Origin of the sequence: Chitinophaga qingshengii (assembly GCF_014529935.1) — a bacterium.
Taxonomy (GTDB): domain Bacteria; phylum Bacteroidota; class Bacteroidia; order Chitinophagales; family Chitinophagaceae; genus Chitinophaga; species Chitinophaga qingshengii.
In genome coordinates this window covers 59962-85064 of sequence record NZ_JACVFC010000002.1, presented here as the reverse complement: position 1 = coordinate 85064, position 25103 = coordinate 59962, and the positions used below count along the sequence as shown (strand labels likewise).

Annotated in this window: 18 protein-coding genes and 1 tRNA gene; 16 read left to right on the top strand and 3 right to left on the bottom strand. The window is 47.4% G+C overall.

The genetic code is table 11. From position 1 onward, the window contains the following. Position 1 precedes the first annotated feature (1 nt). Together ICL07_RS15695 and ICL07_RS15690 are read left to right on the top strand one after the other, a co-directional pair. Positions 2-1417: an efflux transporter outer membrane subunit gene (locus ICL07_RS15695; RefSeq protein WP_188088976.1), complete on the top strand. Its 1416-nt coding sequence runs from the start codon at positions 2-4 to the stop codon at positions 1415-1417. 292 nt (positions 1418-1709) lie between these two features. After that, positions 1710-1794 (top strand) — tRNA-Ser (locus ICL07_RS15690). Between the two features lie 432 nt (positions 1795-2226). Here the strand turns inward: ICL07_RS15690 and ICL07_RS15685 are convergent. Continuing rightward, entirely contained in the window at positions 2227-2964 is a 738-nt protein-coding gene (locus tag ICL07_RS15685) for an SDR family oxidoreductase (protein ID WP_188088975.1), read from the bottom strand. Between the two features lie 87 nt (positions 2965-3051). Between ICL07_RS15685 and ICL07_RS15680 the strand changes: the two genes are divergently transcribed. The 7 genes from ICL07_RS15680 (at position 3052) to ICL07_RS15650 (ending at position 8947) form a co-directional block, all read left to right on the top strand. Further along, positions 3052-3390: a winged helix-turn-helix transcriptional regulator gene (locus ICL07_RS15680; RefSeq protein ID WP_188088974.1), complete on the top strand. Its 339-nt coding sequence runs from the start codon at positions 3052-3054 to the stop codon at positions 3388-3390. A gap of 91 nt (positions 3391-3481) precedes the next feature. Next, the gene (locus ICL07_RS32710; protein ID WP_188088973.1) at positions 3482-4285 is read left to right on the top strand and encodes a DUF6597 domain-containing transcriptional factor; all 804 of its coding nucleotides are present in this window, start codon (positions 3482-3484) and stop codon (positions 4283-4285) included. Between the two features lie 79 nt (positions 4286-4364). Further along, positions 4365-5318, top strand: coding sequence for a nitrilase family protein (locus ICL07_RS15670; protein WP_246485075.1), 954 nt, complete (start codon positions 4365-4367; stop codon positions 5316-5318). Positions 5319-5521: 203 nt separating this feature from the next. Continuing rightward, the gene (locus ICL07_RS15665) at positions 5522-6370 is read left to right on the top strand and encodes a helix-turn-helix domain-containing protein (protein WP_188088971.1); all 849 of its coding nucleotides are present in this window, start codon (positions 5522-5524) and stop codon (positions 6368-6370) included. A gap of 93 nt (positions 6371-6463) precedes the next feature. After that, on the top strand, positions 6464-7624 hold the full coding sequence (locus tag ICL07_RS15660; RefSeq protein ID WP_188088970.1) for an epoxide hydrolase family protein: 1161 nt from the start codon (positions 6464-6466) through the stop codon (positions 7622-7624). A gap of 146 nt (positions 7625-7770) precedes the next feature. Then, the gene (locus ICL07_RS15655; protein ID WP_188088969.1) at positions 7771-8223 is read left to right on the top strand and encodes an immunity protein YezG family protein; all 453 of its coding nucleotides are present in this window, start codon (positions 7771-7773) and stop codon (positions 8221-8223) included. A gap of 124 nt (positions 8224-8347) precedes the next feature. Then, positions 8348-8947 carry a collagen-like triple helix repeat-containing protein gene (locus tag ICL07_RS15650; RefSeq protein WP_188088968.1) on the top strand — a complete coding sequence of 200 codons (600 nt, stop codon included), beginning with the start codon at positions 8348-8350 and terminating at the stop codon, positions 8945-8947. A gap of 70 nt (positions 8948-9017) precedes the next feature. On the opposite strand, the gene ICL07_RS15645 is transcribed toward ICL07_RS15650, so the two are convergent. Further along, the gene (locus tag ICL07_RS15645) at positions 9018-9689 is read right to left on the bottom strand and encodes a YceI family protein (RefSeq protein ID WP_188088967.1); all 672 of its coding nucleotides are present in this window, start codon (positions 9687-9689) and stop codon (positions 9018-9020) included. 317 nt (positions 9690-10006) lie between these two features. Between ICL07_RS15645 and ICL07_RS15640 the strand changes: the two genes are divergently transcribed. From ICL07_RS15640 to ICL07_RS15610, 7 genes are all read left to right on the top strand, one after another. After that, positions 10007-16162: an IPT/TIG domain-containing protein gene (locus ICL07_RS15640; RefSeq protein WP_188088966.1), complete on the top strand. Its 6156-nt coding sequence runs from the start codon at positions 10007-10009 to the stop codon at positions 16160-16162. 414 nt (positions 16163-16576) lie between these two features. Continuing rightward, positions 16577-16855, top strand: a complete 279-nt coding sequence (locus tag ICL07_RS32445) for a sigma factor-like helix-turn-helix DNA-binding protein (protein WP_223151948.1) — start codon at positions 16577-16579, stop codon at positions 16853-16855. Positions 16856-16903: 48 nt separating this feature from the next. Beyond that, on the top strand, positions 16904-17797 hold the full coding sequence (locus ICL07_RS15630; RefSeq protein WP_188088965.1) for an aminoglycoside 6-adenylyltransferase: 894 nt from the start codon (positions 16904-16906) through the stop codon (positions 17795-17797). 12 nt (positions 17798-17809) lie between these two features. Then, positions 17810-18832 carry an LLM class flavin-dependent oxidoreductase gene (locus tag ICL07_RS15625; RefSeq protein ID WP_188088964.1) on the top strand — a complete coding sequence of 341 codons (1023 nt, stop codon included), beginning with the start codon at positions 17810-17812 and terminating at the stop codon, positions 18830-18832. 116 nt (positions 18833-18948) lie between these two features. Further along, positions 18949-20064 carry a transglutaminase-like domain-containing protein gene (locus ICL07_RS15620; protein WP_223151946.1) on the top strand — a complete coding sequence of 372 codons (1116 nt, stop codon included), beginning with the start codon at positions 18949-18951 and terminating at the stop codon, positions 20062-20064. A gap of 26 nt (positions 20065-20090) precedes the next feature. Then, positions 20091-20813, top strand: coding sequence for a hypothetical protein (locus ICL07_RS15615; protein ID WP_188088963.1), 723 nt, complete (start codon positions 20091-20093; stop codon positions 20811-20813). A gap of 65 nt (positions 20814-20878) precedes the next feature. Continuing rightward, entirely contained in the window at positions 20879-22159 is a 1281-nt protein-coding gene (locus ICL07_RS15610) for a hypothetical protein (RefSeq protein ID WP_188088962.1), read from the top strand. Between the two features lie 44 nt (positions 22160-22203). Here ICL07_RS15610 and ICL07_RS15605 read toward each other — a convergent pair whose 3' ends face one another. Further along, positions 22204-25092 (bottom strand): polysaccharide lyase family 8 super-sandwich domain-containing protein, encoded by a 2889-nt coding sequence (locus tag ICL07_RS15605; RefSeq protein ID WP_188088961.1) that lies wholly within the window; start codon positions 25090-25092, stop codon positions 22204-22206. Positions 25093-25103: the final 11 nt, after the last annotated feature.

Genomic DNA, 25103 nt, shown 5'->3' with positions numbered 1-25103 from the left:
AATGAATACCAGATATAGCACCTTTTTAATTTTGTTGTTGTCCTTAGTTGTAGGGTTAGCAGCTTGCCGGGTAGGCCGCAATTATGAGCGGCCCCCGGTGGCGCTGCCCCAGCAGTTTGGCAACGTGGCCCCATCTGACAGCAGTATTGCTGAAATGGAATGGAAAAAATTCTTCTCCGACGCTACCCTGCAGCAGTTGATAGACAAAGCCCTTACCGGCAACTACGACCTGCAGCTGGCCGTAAAAAGAGTAGAGGCTTCCCAGGCTTACCTGAAACAAGCCAAAGCCGCGTGGCTGCCGTCCGTTAACGCTACTGCCGCTGCCAATACCAACTTCCCGTCCAAGAATAGTTTTACCGGTATGAACCTGAGCAATTTCAATTTCGGGGACCATATCGAAGACTATAACCTGGGTGTGGGCGTGTCCTGGGAAATTGACGTATGGGGTAAAATCCGCCGTCAGCGTGAAGCCGCACAGGCCACTTTTTTACAGTCCTACGAAGGACAACGGGCGGTGCAAACCGGGCTGGTAGCCGCTATCGCCAGCAGTTATTTTAACCTGCTGATGCTGGACAAACAGCTGACTGTTGCCCAACGCAACGTAGCCCTGAGCGACACGATCGTACAGATGATACGCCTGCAGAAAACAGCCGGTGAAGTGACAGAGCTGGCCGTGCAACAGGCGATCTCCCAGAAACAAACCGCCGCTTTGCTGGTACCACAGCTGGAGCAGGGTATTGCCATCCAGGAGAATGCCATCCGTATTTTAACCGGCGAACTGCCGGCGCCTATCGCCAGAAACAGCCGCCTGCATGATTTCCAGGTGAGCGATTCCCTGCCAACCGGCATCCCTGCCGCAATGGTGAGCCGCCGTCCGGATGTACGGGCTGCGGAAATGGGACTGGTAGCCGCCAATGCGCGTGTAGGCGCCGCACAGGGGAATATGTACCCTTCCCTGAACATCACTGCCAACGGTGGCGTGAATGCGTTTAAAGCCAGCAATTGGTTTACGCTGCCGGCGTCCCTGTTTGGGACCGTTGCGGGTAGCATTACACAGCCTATCTTCCAGCGCCGTGCCTTGAAAACACAACTGGAAGTAGCCAAAATAGAACGCGAACAGTCTGTGATCCAGTTCCGTCAGGCTACGCTCAACGCTGTTGGCGAAGTGAGCGATGCCCTGGTAAAACTGGACAAGCTGAAAACACAGCAACAGATTGCGGGCGACCAGGTGGCTACTACCCAGTTAGCCGTACAACAGGCCCAGATGCTGTTCCGCAGCGGTATGGCTACCTACCTGGAAGTGATCACGGCACAGTCGCGCTCCTTACAGGCAGAACTGGGCCAGGCCGATGTGGACCGTCAGCGCCTGAGCGCCATGGTGGACCTGTACAGATCGCTCGGTGGCGGCTGGAAATAAACATCTATCAAAAAAAAACAACAGCAGGGCTTTTATCACCCGTAAGGATATACGAATAACAGTAAGGCAATGATGATAAATAAAGATCAACAGACAGTTTTGAAGAATCAACAGCAAAAGAAAAGTTCAACAGTAATATAGTAAGCCAAATAGAAAAAGGGGCCCCGTCCGGTTTTTACCGGACGGGGTTTTCTTTCTATTATGCGCTTTTAATGCAGTACAGTAGCGGTTTTACAGAATATTAGAAATTATTTTGTTAATTTAAAATTGTTATATACCTTTGCGCTCCACTGGAGAGTTGGCAGAGCGGTCGATTGCGGCAGTCTTGAAAACTGTTGACTGTAACAGGTCCCGGGGTTCGAATCCCTGACTCTCCGCAAATAGCCTTGGTAAAAGGTGCATAAAGCCTGTAGATATTCAAATCTACAGGCTTTTTTGTTTCCTGGAAATGCCCCAAAATCGTAAATATTCCAGGAAATATGCGGCGTCGATAAAGACCCTAAGGCGTCTGGTTTAGAGAAAAAATGGAATCCAGCGCGATGTGAATTTGCTGTCCATAATGAAATTATGTAAAAGACCATTGGTCTTGAAGTCGGATATGCTGAGGGCACATATGAACGTTTCCAAACAGCAAAGGATCACACTAAAAATTCATTCGATCTAATATATAAAGGACTAAATCTGAATTTGAAGAATCGCATTTAGCGGTAATAAACACCCTGTCAAGTATCAGTTATATTTGGTGAGCGGCTGAAATTACGGTTGTAAATTAAATGTCGACACAGTTTATTTTACACTACCAAAGATCTTTATAAAGTCATTCCTCCATCCATTAGAAAATCTGCACCTGTTATGTATGTAGCATTTTCCCCACTCAAATAGACCACCATTTTAGCTACGTCTTCGGGTGTTCCGATTTTCTTTAATGGAACCATATTGGCAAGATTGTCCCAAATTGTGTTTGCCGATTCTTCGCCATACGACCTGTTTAGAACATTTGTACGTGTAGGGCCGGGGCTTATGGTGTTTACCCTGATTTTACGGTATGCCAGCTCTGCTGCTGCTGTTTTCGCAATCGAATTTACAGCTGCTTTACTTGCCTGATAAATGGAACTTTGAGGGCTTCGCATGGTAGCTGTGTTAGATGACAAAAATACTACCGAAGCACTATCATTCAGCAAAGGAATAAACCTGCTTAGGGTAAAATAAGCTCCTTTGAAATTAATGTCCATCACCGCATCAAAATTCTCTTCGCTTGCATTTTCAATCAGTGAAGGTTCCCCGGTTATTCCTGCATTGATAAACAAAATATCCACCTTGCCAAATTGTTGTTTAATTAAGTTGCCGAGTTCTACAATGTCCTGAACATTTGCCTGGTCAGCCACAAAAGGGACTGCCCCAATTTCTGCTGCGGCTTTTTCAATCGCCTCCTTTCTTCTGCCGGTGATAATTACAGTTGCAGACTGTTTGATTAATTCTTTTGCTGTTGCAAAACCAATTCCACTGTTTCCTCCTGTTACAATGGCAATTTTGTCTTTTAAATCCATTTCTTTAAACTTTTTAACAAAAGTAAACCTTGTGTGATATACTTTTGTAATCGGTATAACAGCGTATATCAGATAACATATTTTGAGATGGCAAGGAATCAACAAAACGAATTGCAGGCATTGCAAGACACATTATATTTTATCGGGGGCAAATGGCGCATCCCTATTATTAATTCTATTTGCAATGGCAATAAGCGCTTTCGTGAGATAGAGCGCAGTATCCCGGGAATAACAACCAGGATGCTGTCTAAGGAATTAAAAGAAATGGAAATGAGCAAACTGGTTAAAAGAACCGTATATGCTGATACGCCCGTATTGATAGAATATGAACCAACGGAACATTGTCGTTCTTTTGGAAAGATTATTCAGGAGATGATTAAGTGGGGGGAAAGCCATAGAGCGATTGTACTTAAAAAAAGGACTTGAATTTTACTTTGTATGAGCTCTTTTTATTTTTTGCCATCATAAGCCTAAGAAAATACCCTACCTTTAAGTTGCGGAAACAAAGAGATTTCCCGTGTATTTACGAATGCAGGTTCCTCCTTCCATAGACCTATCCGGATTTATCAGGCATTATCTTTTCCTGGACATAGCAGGAAATCATAGCCGAAAGCTCCGTTTGTTTTCGGACGGCAGCAGCGGAATCGTACTCAACCCCTATCCATCTCTTTTCCTTGATTCCTTGCCGCTTCCTACGGCCTTTTGTTACGGACAGATAACGGCATACAAAGAGATATGCTGCGAGGGCCATACCCGGTTAATTATTATTGTCTTTCATCCTCATGGCCTCAACCGTCTCCTCAACGTTCCGGCCAGCGAGTTAAATGACAAGATCATTTCTCTCTCCGATCTTTTCGCCGGCGTGGGCCTGGCTTTGGAAAGCGCTGTAAGCGCTGCCGATAGTCTAAGTGTAAAAGTAGAGCGTATTGAGTTTTATCTTCGGAAGATACTCAGTACCCATTGTTTCATGGGTGACCCATTAGTCGACACCGCGTTGAATTTGATCCACCAGCATAGAGGCGTACTTACCATCCGGCAGCTTACCGGCGGAATCGGTTGCCACACCCGGCAGCTTGAGCGTAAATTCAAAACTGCTATTGGACTCAGCCCCAAACATTTCTGTAACATCGTGCGAACCCTCAGCTTCGTTAAATCTTTACAGAACGCTGCGTCCAAACCCAACCTCACCCACGGCGCCTACGATAGCGGATACTATGATCAGGCTCACCTTATCCGGGAATTCAGGAAAATTACAGGACTCACCCCATCCCAGTATTTCAGGCATTCCGAACCGTTGGCGGTCAATTTCCTTCGGCTGTGATCCTGAAAAAAGAGCTGTCGCGTTTGTACAATTTTTTCCGAATGACTTGGTGCAATTTTACCCTATGGAAAAACTTATTATGGCGACCGCTCAATTTGAGCATCGTAGCGGGGACAAGTCCTACAATCTTGATACTATTGAACGCATGACTGCCAATGCAGCTGCACTGGGCGCAAAAGTCATCGCCTTTCATGAATGTTCTATCACGGGATATACATTTGCCAGCAAACTTTCCAAAGAGCAAATGCTGGACCTGGCGGAACTGATCCCGGAAGGGCCTTCCATAAGAAGGCTGGCGGCCATTTCTGAAACTTATGGCGTTGTCATTCTTGCCGGTCTCTTTGAAAAAGATGAACAGCAGCGTCTTTATAAAGCCTACGTATGCGTAGATAAAAACGGGCTTGTTGCCAAATTCAGAAAGCTGCACCCTTTTATCAATCCCCATATCAGTCCCGGGAGTGAGTATTGCATTTTCGACCTCTTTGGCTGGAAATGCGGTATTTTAATCTGCTACGATAATAATATAATTGAGCACGTAAGGGCAACGCGGTTGTTGGGCGCCGAAATCATCTTTATGCCGCATGCCACCATGTGTACCCCATCACCTCGTCCAGGCGCGGGTTTTGTGGATCTCCGCCTATGGGAAAATAAAGAGAATGACCCTACTTCTTTGCGCCTGGAATTTGAAGGCATGAAAGGGCGGGACTGGTTAATGAAATGGCTGCCGGCAAGAGCCTATGACAATGCTATCTATTGTATCTTTTCTAACCCCATTGGCATAGACGACGACCAGCTCAGAAACGGCCGGTCTATGATAATCGATCCTTTTGGAGATATTATAGCAGAGTGTATCGAACTTGGCGATCAATTGGTTACCGCCACACTCATTCGCGAAAAACTACGGATGGCCGGAGGGTATCGTTATATCCAGGCCCGCCGCCCCGAACTCTATCGGGAGATTATTGGACAGGAACATCAGTCCCAACAGAAAGTAGCATGGATGTCTGACGTGACGCCCTCGTCGCAAATATAAAGGCATCCCTCTATTTATTGTGCTTTTTACTTAAAATTAAACCCCTGGGGAGCTTTGTTAAAAAGCTCCTTTTTTTTCGTATATCAGTCATACGTATCCATTTTTTCCTCACCGCTTTTTTTGATTATTTTCCATTTCCTGATCAATAGAAGTTTAGCTTTCCTCCACTGTTTATTTGGCTTTTCTAACGTAACTTTAGACCAATGATGCAGGTACAACAGCATATCCCAAAATATCCGCTATGCAACTTTATTCAACACATCGTTTACGTAAGCGGTGCATTACCGATTCGTCACCTGAGCGAATTACCGCAGGGCGGTGTAAACCTGGTGATCGAGTTGAATGAAAATATTGTAAATACTGTCTATCTGGAAGTAATGACCGGCAGTAAGAAGGCTGTAAAGAATGCCTGGATCTCCGGCATGCAGAAACAGGCCATTGTATACAAAAACAATCCGAATTCTACTATCATGGCGATCCGCTTTACAGCCGGCGGTTTTTTTTCGCTTACCAGGATCCCTGTAGCAGCATTGGACGAGGTAGGTATTGAAGCAGAAGCAGTTTTCGGAAGTTCCTTTATGCGGTTACATGAACAATTGCTCAATGCCAGCTCCTTTGCTGAAAGAGTTGCATTCATCGAGCGCTATTTTTTACAGTATTCGGTTGAGGAGAATATGGGCGATCATATTGTGAAATTTATAAACCAGCATATAGACAAGCCTCTCGACTGGTTAATACAAAAATCGGGTTATTCACAAAAACATGTCATACATCTGCTTAAAACATATACCGGCTTTTCCCCCAAATACCTGCAAAGGATCCATCGATTAAACCAGGTGGTGACAGAAATTCAACGGAATAAAGACCATATTGATTGGTTTGCCATCATTCACCGGTATGGTTATTTTGATCAGGCTCATTTTATAAAGGACTTTTCGCATTTTACAGGTTTAAAACCAATGGAATATCTGGGATCACAATTGGCATTGGACGCAAATAAGCTGGTCCCCGATGTGATTCTGCAAATTCCTGATGACGGTGGTACGGAGTGATACGCATCGCTGACTGGCTGGCAGGTAAATTTTTTACAATGCGGGAGAGTCGCTGTGGTCTACCTTTGTTTCAACAAAATAAATACAACACATATGAAATCCTTCAAGATCAATGTACCGCAAGAAGTATTAAACGATTTATCAGTAAGATTAAAGCAGACGAGATGGACCGATGAACCCGAAAATGCCGGGTGGAATTACGGTACCAACCCTGGGTATTTACGAGAACTGGTGGACTATTGGCAGACAGCGTACGATTGGAGGACCCATGAAGCGGAGATCAACAAATTCCCTCAATACAAGGCCGAGATCGACGGGATCACCGTTCATTTTATTCATGTAAAAGGCCGTGGAAAAAATACGTCCCCTCTCATCCTGAGCCATGGGTGGCCCGACTCCTTCTACCGGTTTATCAAGATCATTCCTATGCTGACCGGGGCATCAGACAGCGACCACGCTTATGACCTGGTCATCCCTTCCATACCTGGTTTTGGCTTCTCTGAGCAAACGGCTTTAAATTCCGATAAGACAGCTGTCCTGTTTAATAAGCTAATGACGGAAGTATTGGGCTATCCCACCTATTTTGCCGCAGGCGGGGATATGGGCACTTTGATTACAAAATCGCTCGCGGTGCAGTTTCCCAAAAATGTAAAAGCAATTCATCTGACGGATGTCGGTTATCCTGAAGGCCACGAGGACTGGAGTACCATGACTCCCGCAGAACAGGCGTTCGGACAGCAAATACAGCATTGGTTCTTTACGGAAGGGGCGTTTAACATGATCCAGTCCACCAAACCGCAAACCCTCGGTTATGGCCTCAACGATAGCCCGGTCGGCCTGGCATCGTGGATGATTGAAAAATTTTATGCCTGGAGTGATAACGACGGTAATCCGGAAAACTGTTTCACAAAGGATGAATTGATTACAAACATCATGATTTACTGGGTAAGCCAATCGATCAATTCAACGATAAGGACGTATGCCGAAAATGCGCGCGCGACCTATATGGGAGGATTACAATCTTCCAAAAGGGTGGAGATACCGACAGGAGTATCCCTTTTCCCGAAAGAAGCCCAATTCCCATTGGAATGGGCGGAAAGGAAGGCAAATGTCGTAAGCTTTAATAAAATGAATAAGGGAGGTCATTTTGCAGCCATGGAGCAACCGGATGTTTATGCCGGAGAGCTTGCCCGCTATTTTGGGGAAATTATAACCGGAAAATATACAGCCAGGGCGACAGAAGTTCAGATTTGATCCGACACCAGGATAAATTTTCAGGCAGCTGGAGGATCTTCCTCCAGCTGTTTTTCTTTTGCCAGCTGTAATGTTTCTTTTTGCAGCGGAATAACCATAGTTTTATTTAAATTCAAACCCACTTAAAACCGATAGTAATAGAAAATATGAATAACGTATTTGACAACGCTTTCCAGGAGCTTACTGCTAAAATGGTGGAAATTGCCTTCGAATTTGTACATCATAACAGTGAGGAGGTAGATCACATCTACCTGTATGCTTCCATGGAAGGCGGATGTTCCTACAACGTTTTTTATAGTATTAACGGGCAATTGGTAAAGCTGCATAAAGTCAATACAGTATTAAAAAAGCCCTGTGATATATCCACTGAGCGCATGTTCCGGTTATTAACGCAGGGAAATAGTTACCTCAAAGAGATGACGGCACTTTTTCAGCAGGATAACAGGGACGTACCTACGCTGATGCAGCTGGTTTATGCGCCTGCTACGGGAAAGCTCGACAATAAAATCAGTTATGGCCTGCAATTTACCAACAGCAGGACAAAGACATCCAAAGATGTTTTTGATGCCTGGTTTGAGGCGGTGAAAGCGGAATCTTAGACTTTGGTCAGGTTTTTATTATCTTTAATCATAGTATTATTTTGAATAATACTTTTTCCTTATGCCTATTCCAGTTGTTTTCAGCCAACTTCTAATAATATAAACCTCCAAAATTCAATTATCCATGAGACGTTTAATGTATTCCCTCCCTATTCTGTTGTTAATGGCAACAGCTGTATTATTTACTACTTCCTGCAGCAAAAAAGGCGATGCTGGTCCTGCCGGTCAGCAAGGGCAAAAAGGTGATAAAGGTGATAAAGGCGATACCGGCGCCGGCGGTTCCAAAGGTGATCCGGGTACGGCTAATGTCATTTACTCTGATTGGTTGGATGTTCCCTTTAAGCCTGATACCGTTCATATGGCTGGTGGCAGAATTGACACGATCGGCTGGTATGCTGGTATTAGCGCTCCCAAGTTGTCTGTCAGCCTTCTGACTTCCGGTGAGGTGAAAGTGTATATTAACCTGGGTACAGCTGCTGATCCGGTTGTTGCGCCGTTGCCATATAATGAGGGTAATGGTATTTACATCCGGTATGTGGCCTTCAAGGAGTCCCTGCAGCTGGATGCCAACGTTAACGCGGGTACGTACCTGAATAATGCAGGCGCGAAAGTGCTTCAATACCGGTATATACTTATTCCGGGTGGCACTGCGGCACGGAAAGCGAATGCGGTGGATTGGAATAATTATAAGGCGGTGAAAGATTATTTGGGGTTGAAGGATTAACAATAGCTGGCCTATAAAAAAGCCCCTGCCTGACTACCAGGCAGGGGCTTTTTATTGTAAAAACCGATGATTATTTTTTAGTCGCTTTCACGTTGAAGCCAACTTCCACGTCTTTGCTGATCATCCAGTTTTCAGGGCTACCATCAGTTTTGTAGGAGATACCCCATGCACTGCGGTCGATGGTGAATTTAGCAGTAGCAGTCAGTTCGTTGCCATTGATAGCTACCTGAGCCGGGAAGGTGATGTTCAGGGTGCTGTCTTTCAGTGTCAGGTTACCGCTAATTAAGTTAGTTGCACCAGGTAACAGGCTTTTTTGTTGCAGGCTGTCGTAAGGGGCTACTTTGGTGATCACAAATTTCGCTTTAGGATATTTGGCCACATCAAAGAAATCCGGGCTTTTCAGGTGAGCATCCAGATCAGTAGATTTTTTACCGGCTTCAGTTACGGAAGCGGTATCAGTTGTCAGGCTGGTGAGGTTGATTTCAAAGTTACCGGCTGTCAGGGCGCCGTTTTCAACAGAAAGGGAACCTGCATCGGTGCGGATAGTGCCGAAACGGGGAGCCATACCACCTTTGTGGGTAGCGCGCCAGTTAACGGTAGTAGCAGCGGTGTCAATGGTAAATGATTCACCGGTAACTGCTGCTGCGTCTTTTTTCTCTTCAGTTGTAGCCTTATCGCTGGAAGGACCACCACAAGCCGCTAACAAAGAAATTACGGAAGCAGCTAAAAGCAATTTTTTCATTCGTCTAAATTTTTTAATTGAGTTGAACAGATTAAAGGTCTGTTTATCGGGGCCAAAATTGCAGAATTTTTTGATTCAAAATTTTATAGGGATAAACAATCAAAGAAAAATAACATTATACAGACATACATTACCGACTGCTCCCTTGAGTTTATATTAATTGAAATAAAATATAATATTTGAATAATAATATATTGTGTAAATAAAAATATATTACATTTACAATAAAAAGTAATATGAATCGTTCGTGCCAGGAATCTGCGCACAGTAAACTAAGGTATATATTTACTTTATTGCCCCTACTGTTTACCTTACCTGTGTTAGCTCAAACAAGCATTAGTGCTGTTATTCCCCGATCAGCCTCTCCGGGAGAGGTAGTTACCCTTCAGGGAAATAATTTCGGAACAGATAATGTGGTGTATTTCGGCGCGGTGAAAGCAGCCGTTGTCAGTACCAGTTCCAATAATCTTACGGTAATGGTACCGGCTGGCGCCACCTATGCGCCGGTGAGTGTTTTGAACACCAGCACTGGTTTAACGGGATACTCCGCACAACCGTTTTTACCAACATATCCCGGTATAACCGGTGAGAATGCCCTGATTAAGCAGGTACCAGGCCCGGGAACTTATTTTTCCACGGGAGGAGGTCCGTCGAAAATGGCGGTAGGAGACCTGGACGGGGATGGTAAACCGGATATTGTTTCTGCCAATTATTATGATGGTACCGTATCTGTATTGCGGAACACTGCTGTTAACGGGAGCATTAATGATAATAGTTTTGCCCCGCACATAGATATAGCTGCCGGTGATCGTTATAATACCGTTAATGTGGCCCTGAGTGATTTGAATGGTGATGGAAAGCTGGACCTGGTAGCCATCAATATCAACGGTGGTAAACTGGTTGTTTTTGAAAATAACTCCACCATCGGTAATATCGTCTTTACACAAAAGGCATCTTATTTTAACATCAGTTATGCGGTGGAAATTGGTGATATTGATGCTGATGGCCGACCGGATATTCTTTTTGCCATTGGTTACGGGCAACTGGGCATACTGATGAATACAATCACCAAAGGCCCTATCACACAAGGTTCTTTTGCCGGCCCCTATCGGATTACCTCATCCGGCAGTATGAATGACCTGATACAAAGCATTGCAGTTGCTGACCTGGACGGGGATGGAAAACAGGATGTTATTACTGTTGCTCCGGGGCTTAACGGTCTCTCTATTATTAGAAATATCACGACATCCGGTCAACCCGCTTTTTCCGCGCCGATAGATATACCTACCGGTAACGGGCCGCAGTTTGTAGTTGCGGGCGATATTGATGGCGATCAGCGGCCGGACCTCGTGGTGGCCAATACAAAGGGAGGTACCGTGTCGGTTTTCCGAAACAAGGCCACTCCGGGCGGTTTGACTGCAGCCTCGTTTGAAAACAAGATTGATTACGTGTCAGGGGATGGACCTAACACAATAGCCATAGGAGATATTGATGGAGACGGAAAACCGGATATCTGTGTAGGTAATTATAATTCGTCGACGGTGGCTGTCTTTAAAAATAAAGCAGTTGCAGGTACCCTGGACCAGCAGTCGTTGACAAAACACCTGATCAACGAATTCAGTTATGGGCTTAATGTTGCCGATATAAACGGGGATGGTCACCCGGAGCTGATTTTGGCGTCTTTCGGGCAAAATATGGTGAACGTTGTGCAGGTTCAGAATCTTACGGGACCGCCTAAGGTCGATAGTTTCAGGCCGGATACCGCTAGCCTGGGGAGTACTATCACTCTCCGCGGAAGCGGTTTCGCAGGTGTTTCCAGTGTGCAGCTGGGAGGGAAAGAGGCTACTTCATTTAAGATTTTGTCAGATTCAATAATAACGGCAGTAGTACCCGCCACTACCAGCGGTGGTATACAAGTCACCGGTCCGTTAGGTACCGGTAATGCTACCGGCTTTATCTATATACCACCGCCGGAGCTGTCGGCATTTAATCCGGCCAGTGCCGGGGAAGGGGATATCATCACCATTACCGGTCGTTATTTGTCTACTGTAAATCAGATCACCATTGGCGATGTTCCGGTTACCGCATTTCAGGTGCTGGCAGACGACAAGATACAGGCTACTGTGGGTAAAGGTGCGTCCGGAACGATCGTTGTAACAGGTTTAGCCGCCAACAAAGCCAGCATAGCTGGTTTTACTTTTATTCCACCTCCTTCCTTATACCGGATTATTCCTAAAGCCGCTGCGGCCGGAGATACCATCGCTATACATGGAGCGTTTATCAATACTGCTACCAGTATTACATTGGGAGGCGTAAATGTGCTTTCATTCCAGGTAGTGAATGATACAACTATCAAAGCTGTAGTAGGAAATACTGTCTCGGGAGATGTAACGTTGACGACCCCACGAGGTTCTGCTACCCTCAGCGGATTTAAGTTCATCGGTATACCTGTCATCAACCGGTTTTATCCTGTAACAGGAAGTTTCGCAGCGACGGTTACTATCAAAGGAGATTCTTTTACAGGCGCCACAGGTGTTACGCTGGGAGGGGTAGCAGCCAGCAGTTTTACCGTAGTTTCCGATTCAGTGATTACCGCTGTGGTGGGGACTGGTAACGCTGGAAAAATAACCGTCACCACCAACAGGGGGATTGCCTCTGTAGATGGATTCGGGTACGTGGTGGCGCCGGTTATTACCAATGTGTCACCGCTCGTCGCTCCTGTTGGCGCTACAGTTGTTATTACAGGCCAGCACTTCGATCCGGTGGCATCCAATAACGTTGTGTACTTTGGTCCTGTTAAAGCCCACGTGTCCTCAGCCACTGCAAATAGTCTCAGTGTAGTAGTGCCGTCAGGCGCCAGCTACCGGTATGTTACCGTCACCACGAACGGGCTCACCGCTATCTCTACCAAACAATTCAGCACCGCTTTCAGCAATGGAGGCAACATTACAGCTGCTTCTTTTTCTCCCCGCATAGACCTGCCGGCGCCCAAAGAGATACTGTATGTATCATTGGCAGATATTGACGGTGATGGTCTGGTTGACCTGATATCCTCAGGAGGAGGTACACAGGTGGAAGTATGCAGAAACACCAGCAGTGGTAAAAACATCACCTTCGAGACACCGGTTACATTGCAAGAAGATAAGTTCAGTATCCGGAACATTCAAACCGGAGATATTGACGGCGATGGTAAGCTGGATATTATAGTCTCTGTTTATGGAGGAGGAAAAATTTGCGTATTCAGAAATATCAGCACACAGGGTCATATTGCTTTTGAACCAGTAGTTGACGTTGAAGTAGATAGCCGGGCTTCCGGTGTTGTAGTCGCAGACTTTGACAATGATGGCCGTGTAGACATTGCCGTCAACAGTGACCTGGGTTACCGTGTTTGTGTGCTGCGCAGCATCAGTGCACCTGGTTATCTTGCCTTTATCAGGTCTGACTTTAATGCAGGCAATAGCCCGGCGAAGCTAGCCGTGGGCGACCTTGACGGGGACGGGAAACCAGACCTCGTGCAGTCCAATGTGTCATCTAGCTACCTGTCGGTGTTATTAAACAAAAGTAAACCGGGTGACATACAGTTTGCGCATGACATCACGTATGATGCCGGAACCTGGTCTGATGGGGTATTTGTAGGAGATGTTGACAGTGATGGAAGACCAGAAATGCTTTCTGCCAACCGAGGAGAAAGAACTGTCTCCATTTACCCTAACACCACCACTGATGGTAAGATTACTTTCGGAACGATGATGAAGATGACCGCCGGAGAACGGTCAGAAGGGGTGTTGATGAATGATCTTAACGGCGATGGAAAACCGGAAGTGGTAGTGTATAACAGAGATGGGAAATCGATCAGTCTATTCGAAAATAACAGCAGCCCCGGCAATATTGCGCTGGCGGCTAAAGTGGACCTGATTTCCGGCGCGATGGTCTATGACATCCATTCCGGAGATATTAATGGCGACGGGAAACAGGATATTGTGATGGCAAATGCCGGGTGGCCTGTAGGGAGCAATCTGGCTGTTTTCCTGAATCTGGCAGGTGCCGCACAAGCCCCTGTCATTGATTCTATTACTCCTGGAAAAGGTACTGCCGGCACTGTAGTAACTATTTATGGTAAACATTTTACCGGGGCTACTGCCGTTAGCTTTGGCAGCGTGCCCGCGACTGCTTTGACAGTAGTGTCAGATACGGTGATGACGGCAACTGTAGGTAATGGTAGCACTGGTGAAGTGGTGGTAACAACACCGGATGGAACAATCTCCTATAAGTCATTTACGTACCTGCAACCCGTCCCTGAAGTCAGCGCATTTACACCTGCGGGAGGAATTGAAGGTACTGATGTAACGATTACCGGTACCGGGTTTACCGGCGCCACTACCGTTTCTTTTGGTGGTGTCCCTGCCAGTGTTTTTACTGTTGTTGCAGATACTGTTATTACCGCCAGGGTGGGAAAAGGAGCTACTGGTAACGTAGTCGTAATGACCGGCAGCGGTGCTGATACCTTGGGTGGATTTACTTACCTGGCACCTTCCATATTATCGTTTTCACCTGCTATCTACACACCCGGACAACAGGTGACTATAACGGGGATTAACTTCAATGGCGCCACCAACGTCTCTTTCGGAGGAACTCCCGCCAGTTCCTTCGTGGTAGTTTCCGATGCGATAATCACTGCTGTTCCGGGCAATGGCACTTCCGGTGTAGTACAGGTTACTACGCCCAATGGCATCGCATTACTCGATGGATTCATTTACCGTCCTTTACCGGCGGCATCTCCCAGGATAAAAGCGTTTGATCCACAGGAAGGAACATCCGGTACAGTTGTTACAATAAGAGGTACCGGTTTCAGTAATACTACTTCTGTTAGTTTCGGCGGTACTGCTGCTGCATCCTTTACAATACTGTCTGACAGTATTATTCATGCTGTTGTAGGAGGAGGTAGTACTGGTTTGGTCCGGGTAGTGAATGCCGTAGGTGCAGACACGATGGGTACTTTCCAGGTAATAAAACCACCGGTTATCTTTTCATTTAATCCGGTTACAGCAGAGCAGGGAGCTACGATAACTATTCGTGGCAATAACCTGAAAGATGTAACTGCGGTAAGCTTTGGAGGTGTTGCCGCTGCCTCCTGGCAGATAGTCTCCGAAAATGAGATGGTTGCTGTAGTAGGGCTGGGGGAAAGCGGAGCAGTGCAGGTCAGCACTAAGGGCGGCACCACCGCTTTAGAGGGTTTTATTTTTAAGAGGCCTGTGCCAGCACCCTATATCGGCGATTTTCTTCCGAAATCAGCCCAAACGGGTATTTCCGTGAAGATTTATGGGAACAATTTTACTGACGTTACAGCTGTTTCTTTTGGGGATGTGCCGGCGGCCTCTTTCCAGGTTGCTTCCGATAGCGTGATTAATGCTACGATCGGAAACGGGGCTACAGGAGCCGTTAGCATAACAACCCGTACAGGGAAAACAGCAATGCCTGGATTTACGTTTATACAGTCTCCGGTAATGACCGGTTTTTATCCGGCAGAAGGAAAAACAGGTACCAGTATTACTATCAGGGGGCATAACTTTGCCAATGTGGTGCAGGTTAGTTTCGGTACTTCACCTGCACTTAACTTCCAGGTGCTCTCGGATAGCGTGATTACGGCTACTGTAGGAGAAGGCGCGAGCGGTAATGTAAAGATTGTTATGAATGATAGAACGCTGTCTTTACCAGGATTTGTGTATTTACCCGTTACACCAGCCATTGGCAAGGTGTGGCCTCCGTCCGGAACAGAAGGTACCAATGTTATTATATGGGGAGACAATCTTGGTGAAGTAACCGCAGTATACTTTGGAAATATGCCGGCTACAGCTTTCCATATCATTTCAGATCATGAAATCAACGCTATTGTTGGCGCAGGAGAAACCGGACCTGTGAGCCTCCGGTTCAAAAATGGAGCACCGTTATCCGGGCCTATATTTGAATACCTGCCGCCGGCCATTTTTGAGTTCTCGCCTGTTGAGGCCATGGAAGGAGCCACTGTACGGATAAGGGGACGAGGTTTAAGCGGTGCGACTGGCGTAACTTTCGGTGGCATGCCTGCCAGGACTTTTAATGTGATGAACGATTCTACGATGATAGCCATCGTAGGAGCCGGCGCCAGTGGCTTGGTACAGGTCAATAAAAAAGACCGTCAACTGATATTGAACGGCTTTACTTTTATTCAACCTGCAACGCCTGCGCCGGAGGAGAACATATCCGTTTATCCGAATCCGGCAATAGGTGCTATTTGGCTGGAGCACCCGGTATCAGCAGGACCGGCGAATGTACAGATCCTGGACATGATGGGAAATGTGGTGAAAACATTAACAACCGGAGCTGGGGAATCCAAAACACAGGTTAACCTGACCGGGTTGAAAATGGGTTACTATACTTTTGTATGGCGGGATGGTTCCCGTGTATCCACGAAGGTATTCCTGGTTGCTCAATAAAGCATAACTTATTCTTGTACAACGAGGGACCGGCTTCAAAGCCGGTCCCTCGTTTATTATTACTCCACTGGGAATAACATTGACCAGCTGGCCTGTATAATCCTTGTACTGGTGATTTTTGCTGTAGTTCCGGAGAATCAACAGGTATACCTGTCCGGGTGTAACCGGTAAATCCGCCCGGGCGATGGTGTTCAGCGTGTCGCGGGCATTGAATAACCGTAGTTTCAATGTGCTGTCAGCAGCCAGCGGATATTCCACGTAACCGGAAACGCTGCGGTACGGCAGGTTTTGTATGCCTCTCAGCAGTTGGGTACCGAGGCGCAGATTGACAGAGTCCGCATCCGGACAAAGCTGCACCAGACGTAATTTTACCGTGCCGGCAGATGTATTTCGTGTATTCGTTACCGTTGTTGCGTGAAAGGTACCCGGGCTATCGGACAGGCACCAGTATACTGCTGGTCTTTTTCGATATTGACAGGGAAGGAAAACCGGCTGCCAGACGCCTGCCGGGAGGTGTACCTGTTGCACCGGGAACAAGGACTCTCTCACCGGGAAATTGCCGCCAGGTTAAAAGTCTCCGTCAGCATGGTGGAAAAACACATGAGCAAAGCCATGCGCCTGCTCAGCAATGAACTCTTATCCGACTACGCCCTGATACTGCTGCTGGTCACCGCCCGGGGACTAACCCGCTAGCCGGTTCCCTGAAGAATTATTGCTACATTAGCCTAAACTTCTGACGATATGATGAGCAGAAATGAGGAAACGATGATGGCTTTGATACTGGATGTAGCAAAAAAAGACTCCCGCATACTGGCTGTATTGCAAGACGGCTCACGCTCCAATCCCAACGTAAAGCCCGATATATTCCAGGATTATGATATCATCTATGTAGTGGAAACCATAGCCCCTTTCCTGCGGGACCACCGCTGGGTGGATGTTTTCGGGGAGAGGATGATCATGCAGCTGCCGGAAGACATGGAATTGTATCCGCCTGACCCCGACCTGGAAGGAGCCTTCTCTTACCTGATGCAGCTTAAGGATGGTAACCGCATTGACCTGATGATGGTGCCGTTGGATAAATTAGCCCATTTTACATCCGATAGTCTTTGTAAGATCATCTGGGATAAAGCGGGATTGTTTAAAGACCATCCATTGCCGCTTGCCAGCGACGACAGCTATATTGTGAGAAAGCCCTCCGAACGTGCTTTCACGGACTGCTGTAACGAATTCTGGTATACCAATGCGGGATTGGCGAAGGGACTATGGCGGGAGGAAGTCATCCTGGTGCAGGAATTGATGAACCAGGTAATCCGTGGCGCGTTAATGCAAATGCTGCATTGGTATATTGGCTGCCAACATGAATTTGCCGTGAACCCGGGTAAGATGGGGAAATTCTATCAACGTTACCTGGAACCGGAAATGTATGCCCGTTTGCTGGCTACTTATCCGGTTGCAGCGCTGCCTGCTATCCGGGAGTCGGTGTACGTGGCTATGGACCTGTTCAGGGATGCCGCGGCATTCGTTGCCTCGGAATCAGGTTACAGTTATCCGGAAGAATGGGACAAAGAAGTAAGGGCTTATGTGATGCATGTACAACAGCTTCCGAAGGATGCACAAAAAATCTACCATCATTAAAAACCATGAACTATGGAAATAGGTATCGACAGTTTTGCAGCCACCAAATCACAAAGTGGCGGCCATGATGCGGCCGCTGATATGCAGGAAATGGATAACCTGCTGGCGCGTATTGACCTGGCGGACCAGGCAGGCCTGGCTGTATTCGGGTTGGGTGAACATCATCGCCGGGAATTCCTGGATTCCGCTTCCACGCTGATATTGGCGGCAGCGGCGGCCAGGACTAAAAACATCCGGCTCACCAGTGCGGTAACGGTATTAAGTGCCGCTGATCCGGTACGGGTGTTTCAGAGCTTTGCCACGCTGGATATTATTTCCAAAGGCAGGGCGGAAATGGTGGTAGGCCGTGGATCGTTTATTGAAGCCTTTCCGCTTTTTGGTTATAACCTGGACGACTACGATGCGTTATTCACCGAGAAGCTGGACTTGTTGCTGAAGATCAGGAATGAAGAACGGGTGGAGTGGAGCGGTAAGTTCAGGGCGCCGTTGCAACATGCGGCTATTTATCCGAGGCCGGTACAGGAACCGTTGCCGGTGTGGGTAGGTGTGGGTGGCACACCGCAATCATTTGTCAGAGCAGGTTTGTTAGGGCTTCCGTTGATGGTGGCTGTCATTGGCGGCGAAACGCATCGTTTCCGTCCCCTGGTGGACCTCTATCGGGAAGCTGGCAGGAAGGCTGGTCATGCGGAAGATAGGCTGAAAGTGGGACTGCATTCGTTGGGTTACGTCGCTGCTACATCGCAGCAGGCCAGGGATGAATTTTTTCCGGGTTATGCCGAGGTGTTCACCCGTATTGGTAAAGAGCGGGGTTGGGGACCTGTTACCCGTGGCCAGTTTGATGCACAGAACGGGCCGACTGGCGCTTTGCTGGTGGGCAGTCCGCAGGAGGTGGCCGAAAAGATTAAACGTCATAGCGAAGCACTGGGTGGTATATCCCGGTTTACTTTTCAAATGGATAATGCTAACCTGCCACATGATAAACTGATGCATTCCATTGAGCTGATCGGGAAAGAGATTGTCCCGTTGTTACAGTAATATTTTTCTGTCATAAATTAATCGAGTAATCGTTATAATGTAATCATCCTGCAACATTTTCCGTTCCCGGTCGTCTTTGGTATGCATCATATGTTAGTCATTAAATCTATCTAAACATGAAAGCATTACCTGTACTCCTCCTTTTAGCAGGATGGACGATCCCTGTATCAGCCCAACACCAGCTTCCTGTGATTCGCGCTACTTCCAAAACTGTGAGTGTCAAGGACGGCCCCAATTTCTACAAAAATGCCGGGACTGTTGAACCGGCGACTAAGCCGGATATTTATACCACTTCTGCCAAAAAAGTAGTTTTTTATACGGATATGGATTCTATAGTTATCAAGGTGAAACCGGACAAGCCGCAGGATTTTTATATCCTGTTGAATGATAAGGATTCGGCGCTTATCCGGGTGAGTTTTCAACTTCCCCGCCTGGAGATGCTGAAGCAGGCAAAAAAGTACAACTTCGCAGACAAACGGGCGTTCCCGGCCTTTACCTATCAATCGCCCGATGATCCGGCGTTGAAGCGTATCCGGGAGGAGTTTAAACTCGATTCTGTTGCCGGCAGCGGCAATGAGATTTCCCGGATGATTAACCTGATGCAATGGGTACACAACATTATCCGGCATGATGGCAATACCAATAACCCCGCTATCAAGAATGCCATCGATATTATTGGTATCTGCAAACAGGAAGGACGTGCGGTTAATTGTCGTATGATGGGTACCGTATTAAACGAATGTTACCTGGCCATGGGCTTTAAATCCCGCTTTCTGACCTGTATGCCTAAAGAGCTGAAGTTTGATGACTGCCATGTGATCAATATGGTGTATTCCAACGATGCGCAAAAATGGATCTGGATGGACCCTACTTTTAATGCTTATGTGATGGATGAAAAAGGGGAGTTGCTGGGGCCGAAAGAAGTACGGGAGCGGCTTATCAATGGCCAACAGCTGATCCTGAACCCTGACGCTAACTGGAACCGGAAGATCTCGCAGACAAAAGCAAAATACCTGGAAACCTATATGGCCAAGAACCTGTATCGTATGGAATGTACTGCTGCCAGTGTATACAATACGGAAACAGTAGTAGCCGGAAAACAGGTGAACTACATACAATTGGTTCCTCTGGGTGGGCTTAACCAGGAAGGTAGTAAATCAGAAAATCCCGCGAAAAATTCCTATACAACTTATGTGACCAACAATCCTGACCTGTTCTGGGCCAAGCCGTGATAAAATAAATTGCTTACTTTTGAAAAATGTATACCCTGAAGCATATACGTTTTTCTATTATTACAGCATTGTTGTTAGCCGGCAGAATAGTGATTCCCGACGTTTATGGACAACAATTGCAGGCTGTTCAGTTATTGACAGCACCGGTATTCCCCCAGCTGAAGACGGCAGGAATCCGGACAGACACGGTCGTTTTTGATGAGAACAAAAATTACACCGTGGGTCTTTACGGTGAAAAAGTTCCGGAGCAAATCATCAGCGTGGTGAGCCCCCGGTATAACATCGACTGGAGCAAAGAAACGATTAAGCCGGTCATCTATTTTAAGTCTGTTCCCCTGCGGGACCCGAAATTACTGATGGATAAAGAGGGACGGTTAGTCATCTTTGTTGCTGACATCGGTAACCACGGTCCCAAAGGCCAGCAGATGGCAGGCGTGTTTTCTGATAATGATGTGGTGACGCTGCGAAAAGAACTGAGCGCCATCTGGGGACCTGAAAAGAAAGTGCGGGAGAAAAGTTATACCGGCGCCGTGTATATCTGGAAAAAAAATGGCGTCGTAGCGCGCCTTACCATTGAAAACGAGTTGCTGGACGGCAATGCGACTGAAACAAGGAATGGTGTTAAACAGGATGGCCGCAATGGAAAGCTGACTATCTATAACCAGGTACAGCCAGCTTTTTACAGCAAATCAGAAGACTATTTTAACGATCCTGAAATCAGGAAAAATACTACCCCCCACCAACCATGAGACCATTAACCATATTACTATTGTTGTTCCCGTTATGTTCATCTGCACAAAAAACTTATTGGCAGGTGGAGCATACGAAACCTGTCATCGTCACCTCATTGTTTTTTGACGTGTTGATGCAGGAATTTACCCCACTGGACTACCTGACATATGATCAGACAACAGGAGAGATCGGGTATTATGACGCTTATACGCAGGATTTAAAGCCCAACGCTTTTGATAGTAAAACATCGGGAAAAAAAGAATTGGTTGTCACACCAAAAATCGTGGATGGGAAACTCAAAGTGCTTATTTACGGTAACAATAACAACATTGGCTTCCTCATCTGTAAACCGGCAGCCGACAATGAATCTGCCTTCCTGGAACAGGTAAAGGCGGGCAAAATGCAGGTACATAACAATCTGATGGCTGCTATAAAAGAACTTCCGGCCATTCAGCTGCCCAAAAACGACGCCGCCAATGATGCAGTAGCGGTAAACCTCGATGGATACAGTCTGCAGTTGCCCCGTGATAAATATTTTATTGTACGGTCTGCGCCTGGCAGTTACCAGTTTCTTCCCAAAAACGGTGAGCCGGAGAGCGATTTTGCCATCAGTACTGCTGGTTATAATAACAATGATTCACTGTCTCTCAGGGAGTTTTGGCCGGTGGCGAAGGAAGGTGACCTATGGCTGAGCGCTCATCCTTATTATGCCTGGAATACGAAGGAGAAAGGTGCAGATGGTTATCTGCTGACCAACAGTGTATCTGTAGCTGATAGATATGTTAATATAACTACTGCCAATAAGGAGGAAGTGGCGGAACTGTTTCCCATGGTATCCATCTTCCGTTCGCTGAAAGCGGAGAAAAAAGGTATTAGTCGTGACGCCTATAATTTTCCTGGATGTGATACCAAGGGAGTCAATCACACCGTAGGAGCACTTTCTGTAACATTGCCTGCCAATTACCGCCTCCGCGAATTCTCAACAGGGGGCAGTAATTTCTATCAATTTGGGGTGACGGACAGCCTGGCATTTTCGAGCAAGGATCCCAATAGCCATTACAACCCTGTGGAAGAAGTGGATAAAGACGGAAACAGGTCACTGGAGCTGGCTGACGGCGGCGTATATGCGTTGAAAAATGGCCGCTTCAAGACCGATATTGGAAAAATTGTCGCCGATTTTGAACAGGAAGGTATCAGGGTATTGGAGCAGGATGACAATGGAATGCTCTATAATTATCACGGATCTTTTTATCTGCTTAGGTATATCCGCAAGGGAGATACACATTATGTTTATTCCATGCGGTTTAAAGCGTTGAAAAACTGTTTGTCGGAGTTTTGCCGCTCCAGGAAAATGTTTTTGTAGGATATCATAAAAAGGCTGTTCCCCTGAGAACAGCCTTTTCTGTTTCACATCTTCACTATCTTCTTCACTACCTGTTTTCCCTGACCGCTGAACACCAACCAATACAAGCCGGGTTGCACATTCGTCAAGGGTAATTCAAACTGTTGCCGGCCATTTAGTTTCTCTGTCTTAATTACTTTTCCCGCGGCATCCCTTAGTTCTGCCTGTTGCCAGGGCGTGTTTGTTTGTATGCGAATGAAATCGCGGGCAGGATTGGGTGACAGGGTGATACCTGCCCCGTTTGATTTATCTGCTACCGCCATCATGGCGAGGGAGCTGGTATTGTTGCTACTGCAAACGAGCATGGGACGTTGTGTAGAGTCGCTGCCTTCACGGGAAATAAAGATAGCGTCTGTAGTAGCGCCTGCCAGTCCGGATTCGAGTTTCAGCGTCAGTATACCATCACCGGATTTTTCGGTCAGTGCTACATCTGTTACGTCCCATTCTGCGAAGTTACCGGCGGCGCGACCCATAATGGTGTCTACCGATTTGGTCACGGCGGGTTTGTTACTGTCGGTAATACCGGATTCAGTCCAGCTGTCGTTGCTGACAAACCGGGCGATCCAGGGTACCGTGGCGATGCCGGTATTGGCGTAGTTGACATACATGCGCAGGTTCACCTGGTTGGTGCCTGCGGGCAACGTACTTACATTAAATTTCAGAAATATCTCGCGTGTATAACTCACGCTGGCATCCTGTTTCAATACGAGTGTACCGGTACCGTAATTAGTGGTGTTGTAGGTGCCACCCCGTACGTAGGCATCTGCAATGGCTGTAACAGCAGACACAGTATATACCGGTGTGCTGCTATTAACAACATAACTGGCTGTGGCACCGGCATAGGGGCCGGAAGGCAGGGTGGCTGCCAGATGCCTTGTTTGCGAAATACCTGGTAAGGCCAGGTAAATATTGACCGGTAAGGATGACTGCGCCGGATCGGCTACCGATACTTTTACTTCGGAGGTGCCGATACCGCGCAGCAACAGCGCACAGGGACGGTCTACTGTAATGGTAACGGAGTCTTGCTGAAAGGTACCCGCCTGGTAAAATACCAGCTGCCGGATGTCTAGCCCTGCATGATATACCGCCTGTATATCCGCCGTATTCTGTTCTATGCGTACGGCTGCAGTGTCGTAGGTGCTCATGTCTTGCCCTGGCAATACGTAATATACATAGTTGCCGTTGACCGGCGCATTACCATGATTAAACCACAGCTGAAACACATTCATATTTTGTACCGTAGTGGTACCGCCGTTGTTGATGCTTTTCCAGGTACCGGACTGTGATTGCATACTCAGCTGTAGCTGTCCGCCTGCCGGGAAATAATAGCTGATACCGTTATGGGTGATCCATTTTAAGGTGTTGTTGTAGCTGTAGGTGCCGTTGCTGATGGTGCTGACGAAACCGTTCACTTTAGCGGATACAGCGCCATTGAGCAGGCACTGATTTACCGTGGTGTTGATAGGTTGCGCTGCGGTGGAGTTAATCCCCGCGCCGAGGCAAACCACTTCTTTATCAAAGAAAAACCAGGCTTTGCGGGCCTGTGTATTATAATCGGAGAACTGCAAGGCGGATACGCCGTACAGCGAGTCAGACACGCCGCCGGCAAACGCGGTGGTGCCGAAGTTAACGCCCCAGGAAGTACGTAGCGGGATGCTGGTGAGGTAGGGGACCGTAGTGCCGGGAATACGGCTCCAGTCCCATACCGGCGGGATGTTGTAATATTCGTCGCCCCTGGCGGCGATATGGGTAGAGCCGTCGGAGAGATAATATCCTTTGAGGTTTTCCCCGTTACCATTTTCCTGTTTGGCGGTGCGGGTGGAAGTCAGGTGCAGCCCGAACAGGTAGCCGCTGCGATGATGCAGGGTATAGTCGGAGCGCCAGAAATGGCTGTGCAGGGAAGGTAACTGGTATCCTGGCGGCTGGGAACCATTGAGCCGTGCAATGTTCTGATCATATTCTGCCACATTGGCGGGGTCCAGTATTTTCAGTTTTTCCAGTAAGGAGGTAACACCGGCGGACAGCGCGTTTACCCGGCTGATACTACGGCCGTTGGTACCATAGTCTATGTATTTGCCCCGCATGGCTTTCAGGAAACCGTTGCGTACAAAATTGCTGAAGACATCGAGTGATGCGCCGGAGAGGGCGTAGGAGGTACCGCGGAGGTAATAAGCCACCTTGGTTTCACCTTCTACCAGTACTGTACCGTAGCCGAAGAAATACAACTGGGGACCGTGCTGATGGTAGGACAGGTCATGCTGTATCCCTTCAGCCGTGGTGAGCTGCAATGGCTCAAAAACTTGTTGAACGCTATACTGCATCAGGGAATCGTTGGCGGTGAGGCAGGAGCGGTACATAAAGTGAGTCGCTTCATCCAGTTTGTTGGCCCCGGTTTGTTTGCTGGGGTTGCCACGGCTCATTTGGGTGAGCAGGGCGTTACGCAGGGTACCCAGGCTTTGCGGCGCTGTTTCCAGCAGGATGAGGATTTCACCGATACGTTGAGGATTGGAGATATCGTTGTGATACCAGTTCCAGCTTTTGGGGTCGGCAGTGTTCCAGTAGGAAAGGCTGCTCACAATGGCCGCAAAAAGACTGGTACTATGGTAGTAGGTGCTGGCCGGTTTCGTATAGGCCTGGGCGAATGTTTTCACCCGGTTGATGTGTACATCTGCTGTATAGGAGGTGGCACTGTAGGCATAGCTTACATCGGGCCAGGAGCCGTTGGACTGTAAGGTGGCCAGCGTGGCAGCCACGTTATTGTCCAGCGAAGTGGTGTTGGATACCTGGGACAGCAGTTCCTCCCGGATACGGTCCATGATGGTGGTGTATTCCTGGGCTCCTGCGCCAAGGGTATGGCACAGCAGTCCGACCAGGAGTAAAATTCTCATTTTCATAACGGTGGGAT

Bases quoted from the DNA above. Each gene is read 5' to 3' on its own strand.
- ICL07_RS15695 (WP_188088976.1), top strand. From the start codon at position 2: ATGAATACCAGATATAGCACCTTTTTAATTTTGTTGTTGTCCTTAGTT.
- ICL07_RS15685 (WP_188088975.1), bottom strand. From the start codon at position 2,964: ATGGATTTAAAAGACAAAATTGCCATTGTAACAGGAGGAAACAGTGGA.
- ICL07_RS15680 (WP_188088974.1), top strand. From the start codon at position 3,052: ATGGCAAGGAATCAACAAAACGAATTGCAGGCATTGCAAGACACATTA.
- ICL07_RS15670 (WP_246485075.1), top strand. From the start codon at position 4,365: ATGGCGACCGCTCAATTTGAGCATCGTAGCGGGGACAAGTCCTACAAT.
- ICL07_RS15665 (WP_188088971.1), top strand. From the start codon at position 5,522: ATGATGCAGGTACAACAGCATATCCCAAAATATCCGCTATGCAACTTT.
- ICL07_RS15660 (WP_188088970.1), top strand. From the start codon at position 6,464: ATGAAATCCTTCAAGATCAATGTACCGCAAGAAGTATTAAACGATTTA.
- ICL07_RS15655 (WP_188088969.1), top strand. From the start codon at position 7,771: ATGAATAACGTATTTGACAACGCTTTCCAGGAGCTTACTGCTAAAATG.
- ICL07_RS15650 (WP_188088968.1), top strand. From the start codon at position 8,348: ATGAGACGTTTAATGTATTCCCTCCCTATTCTGTTGTTAATGGCAACA.
- ICL07_RS15645 (WP_188088967.1), bottom strand. From the start codon at position 9,689: ATGAAAAAATTGCTTTTAGCTGCTTCCGTAATTTCTTTGTTAGCGGCT.
- ICL07_RS15630 (WP_188088965.1), top strand. From the start codon at position 16,904: ATGATGAGCAGAAATGAGGAAACGATGATGGCTTTGATACTGGATGTA.
- ICL07_RS15625 (WP_188088964.1), top strand. From the start codon at position 17,810: ATGGAAATAGGTATCGACAGTTTTGCAGCCACCAAATCACAAAGTGGC.
- ICL07_RS15620 (WP_223151946.1), top strand. From the start codon at position 18,949: ATGAAAGCATTACCTGTACTCCTCCTTTTAGCAGGATGGACGATCCCT.
- ICL07_RS15615 (WP_188088963.1), top strand. From the start codon at position 20,091: ATGTATACCCTGAAGCATATACGTTTTTCTATTATTACAGCATTGTTG.
- ICL07_RS15605 (WP_188088961.1), bottom strand. From the start codon at position 25,092: ATGAAAATGAGAATTTTACTCCTGGTCGGACTGCTGTGCCATACCCTT.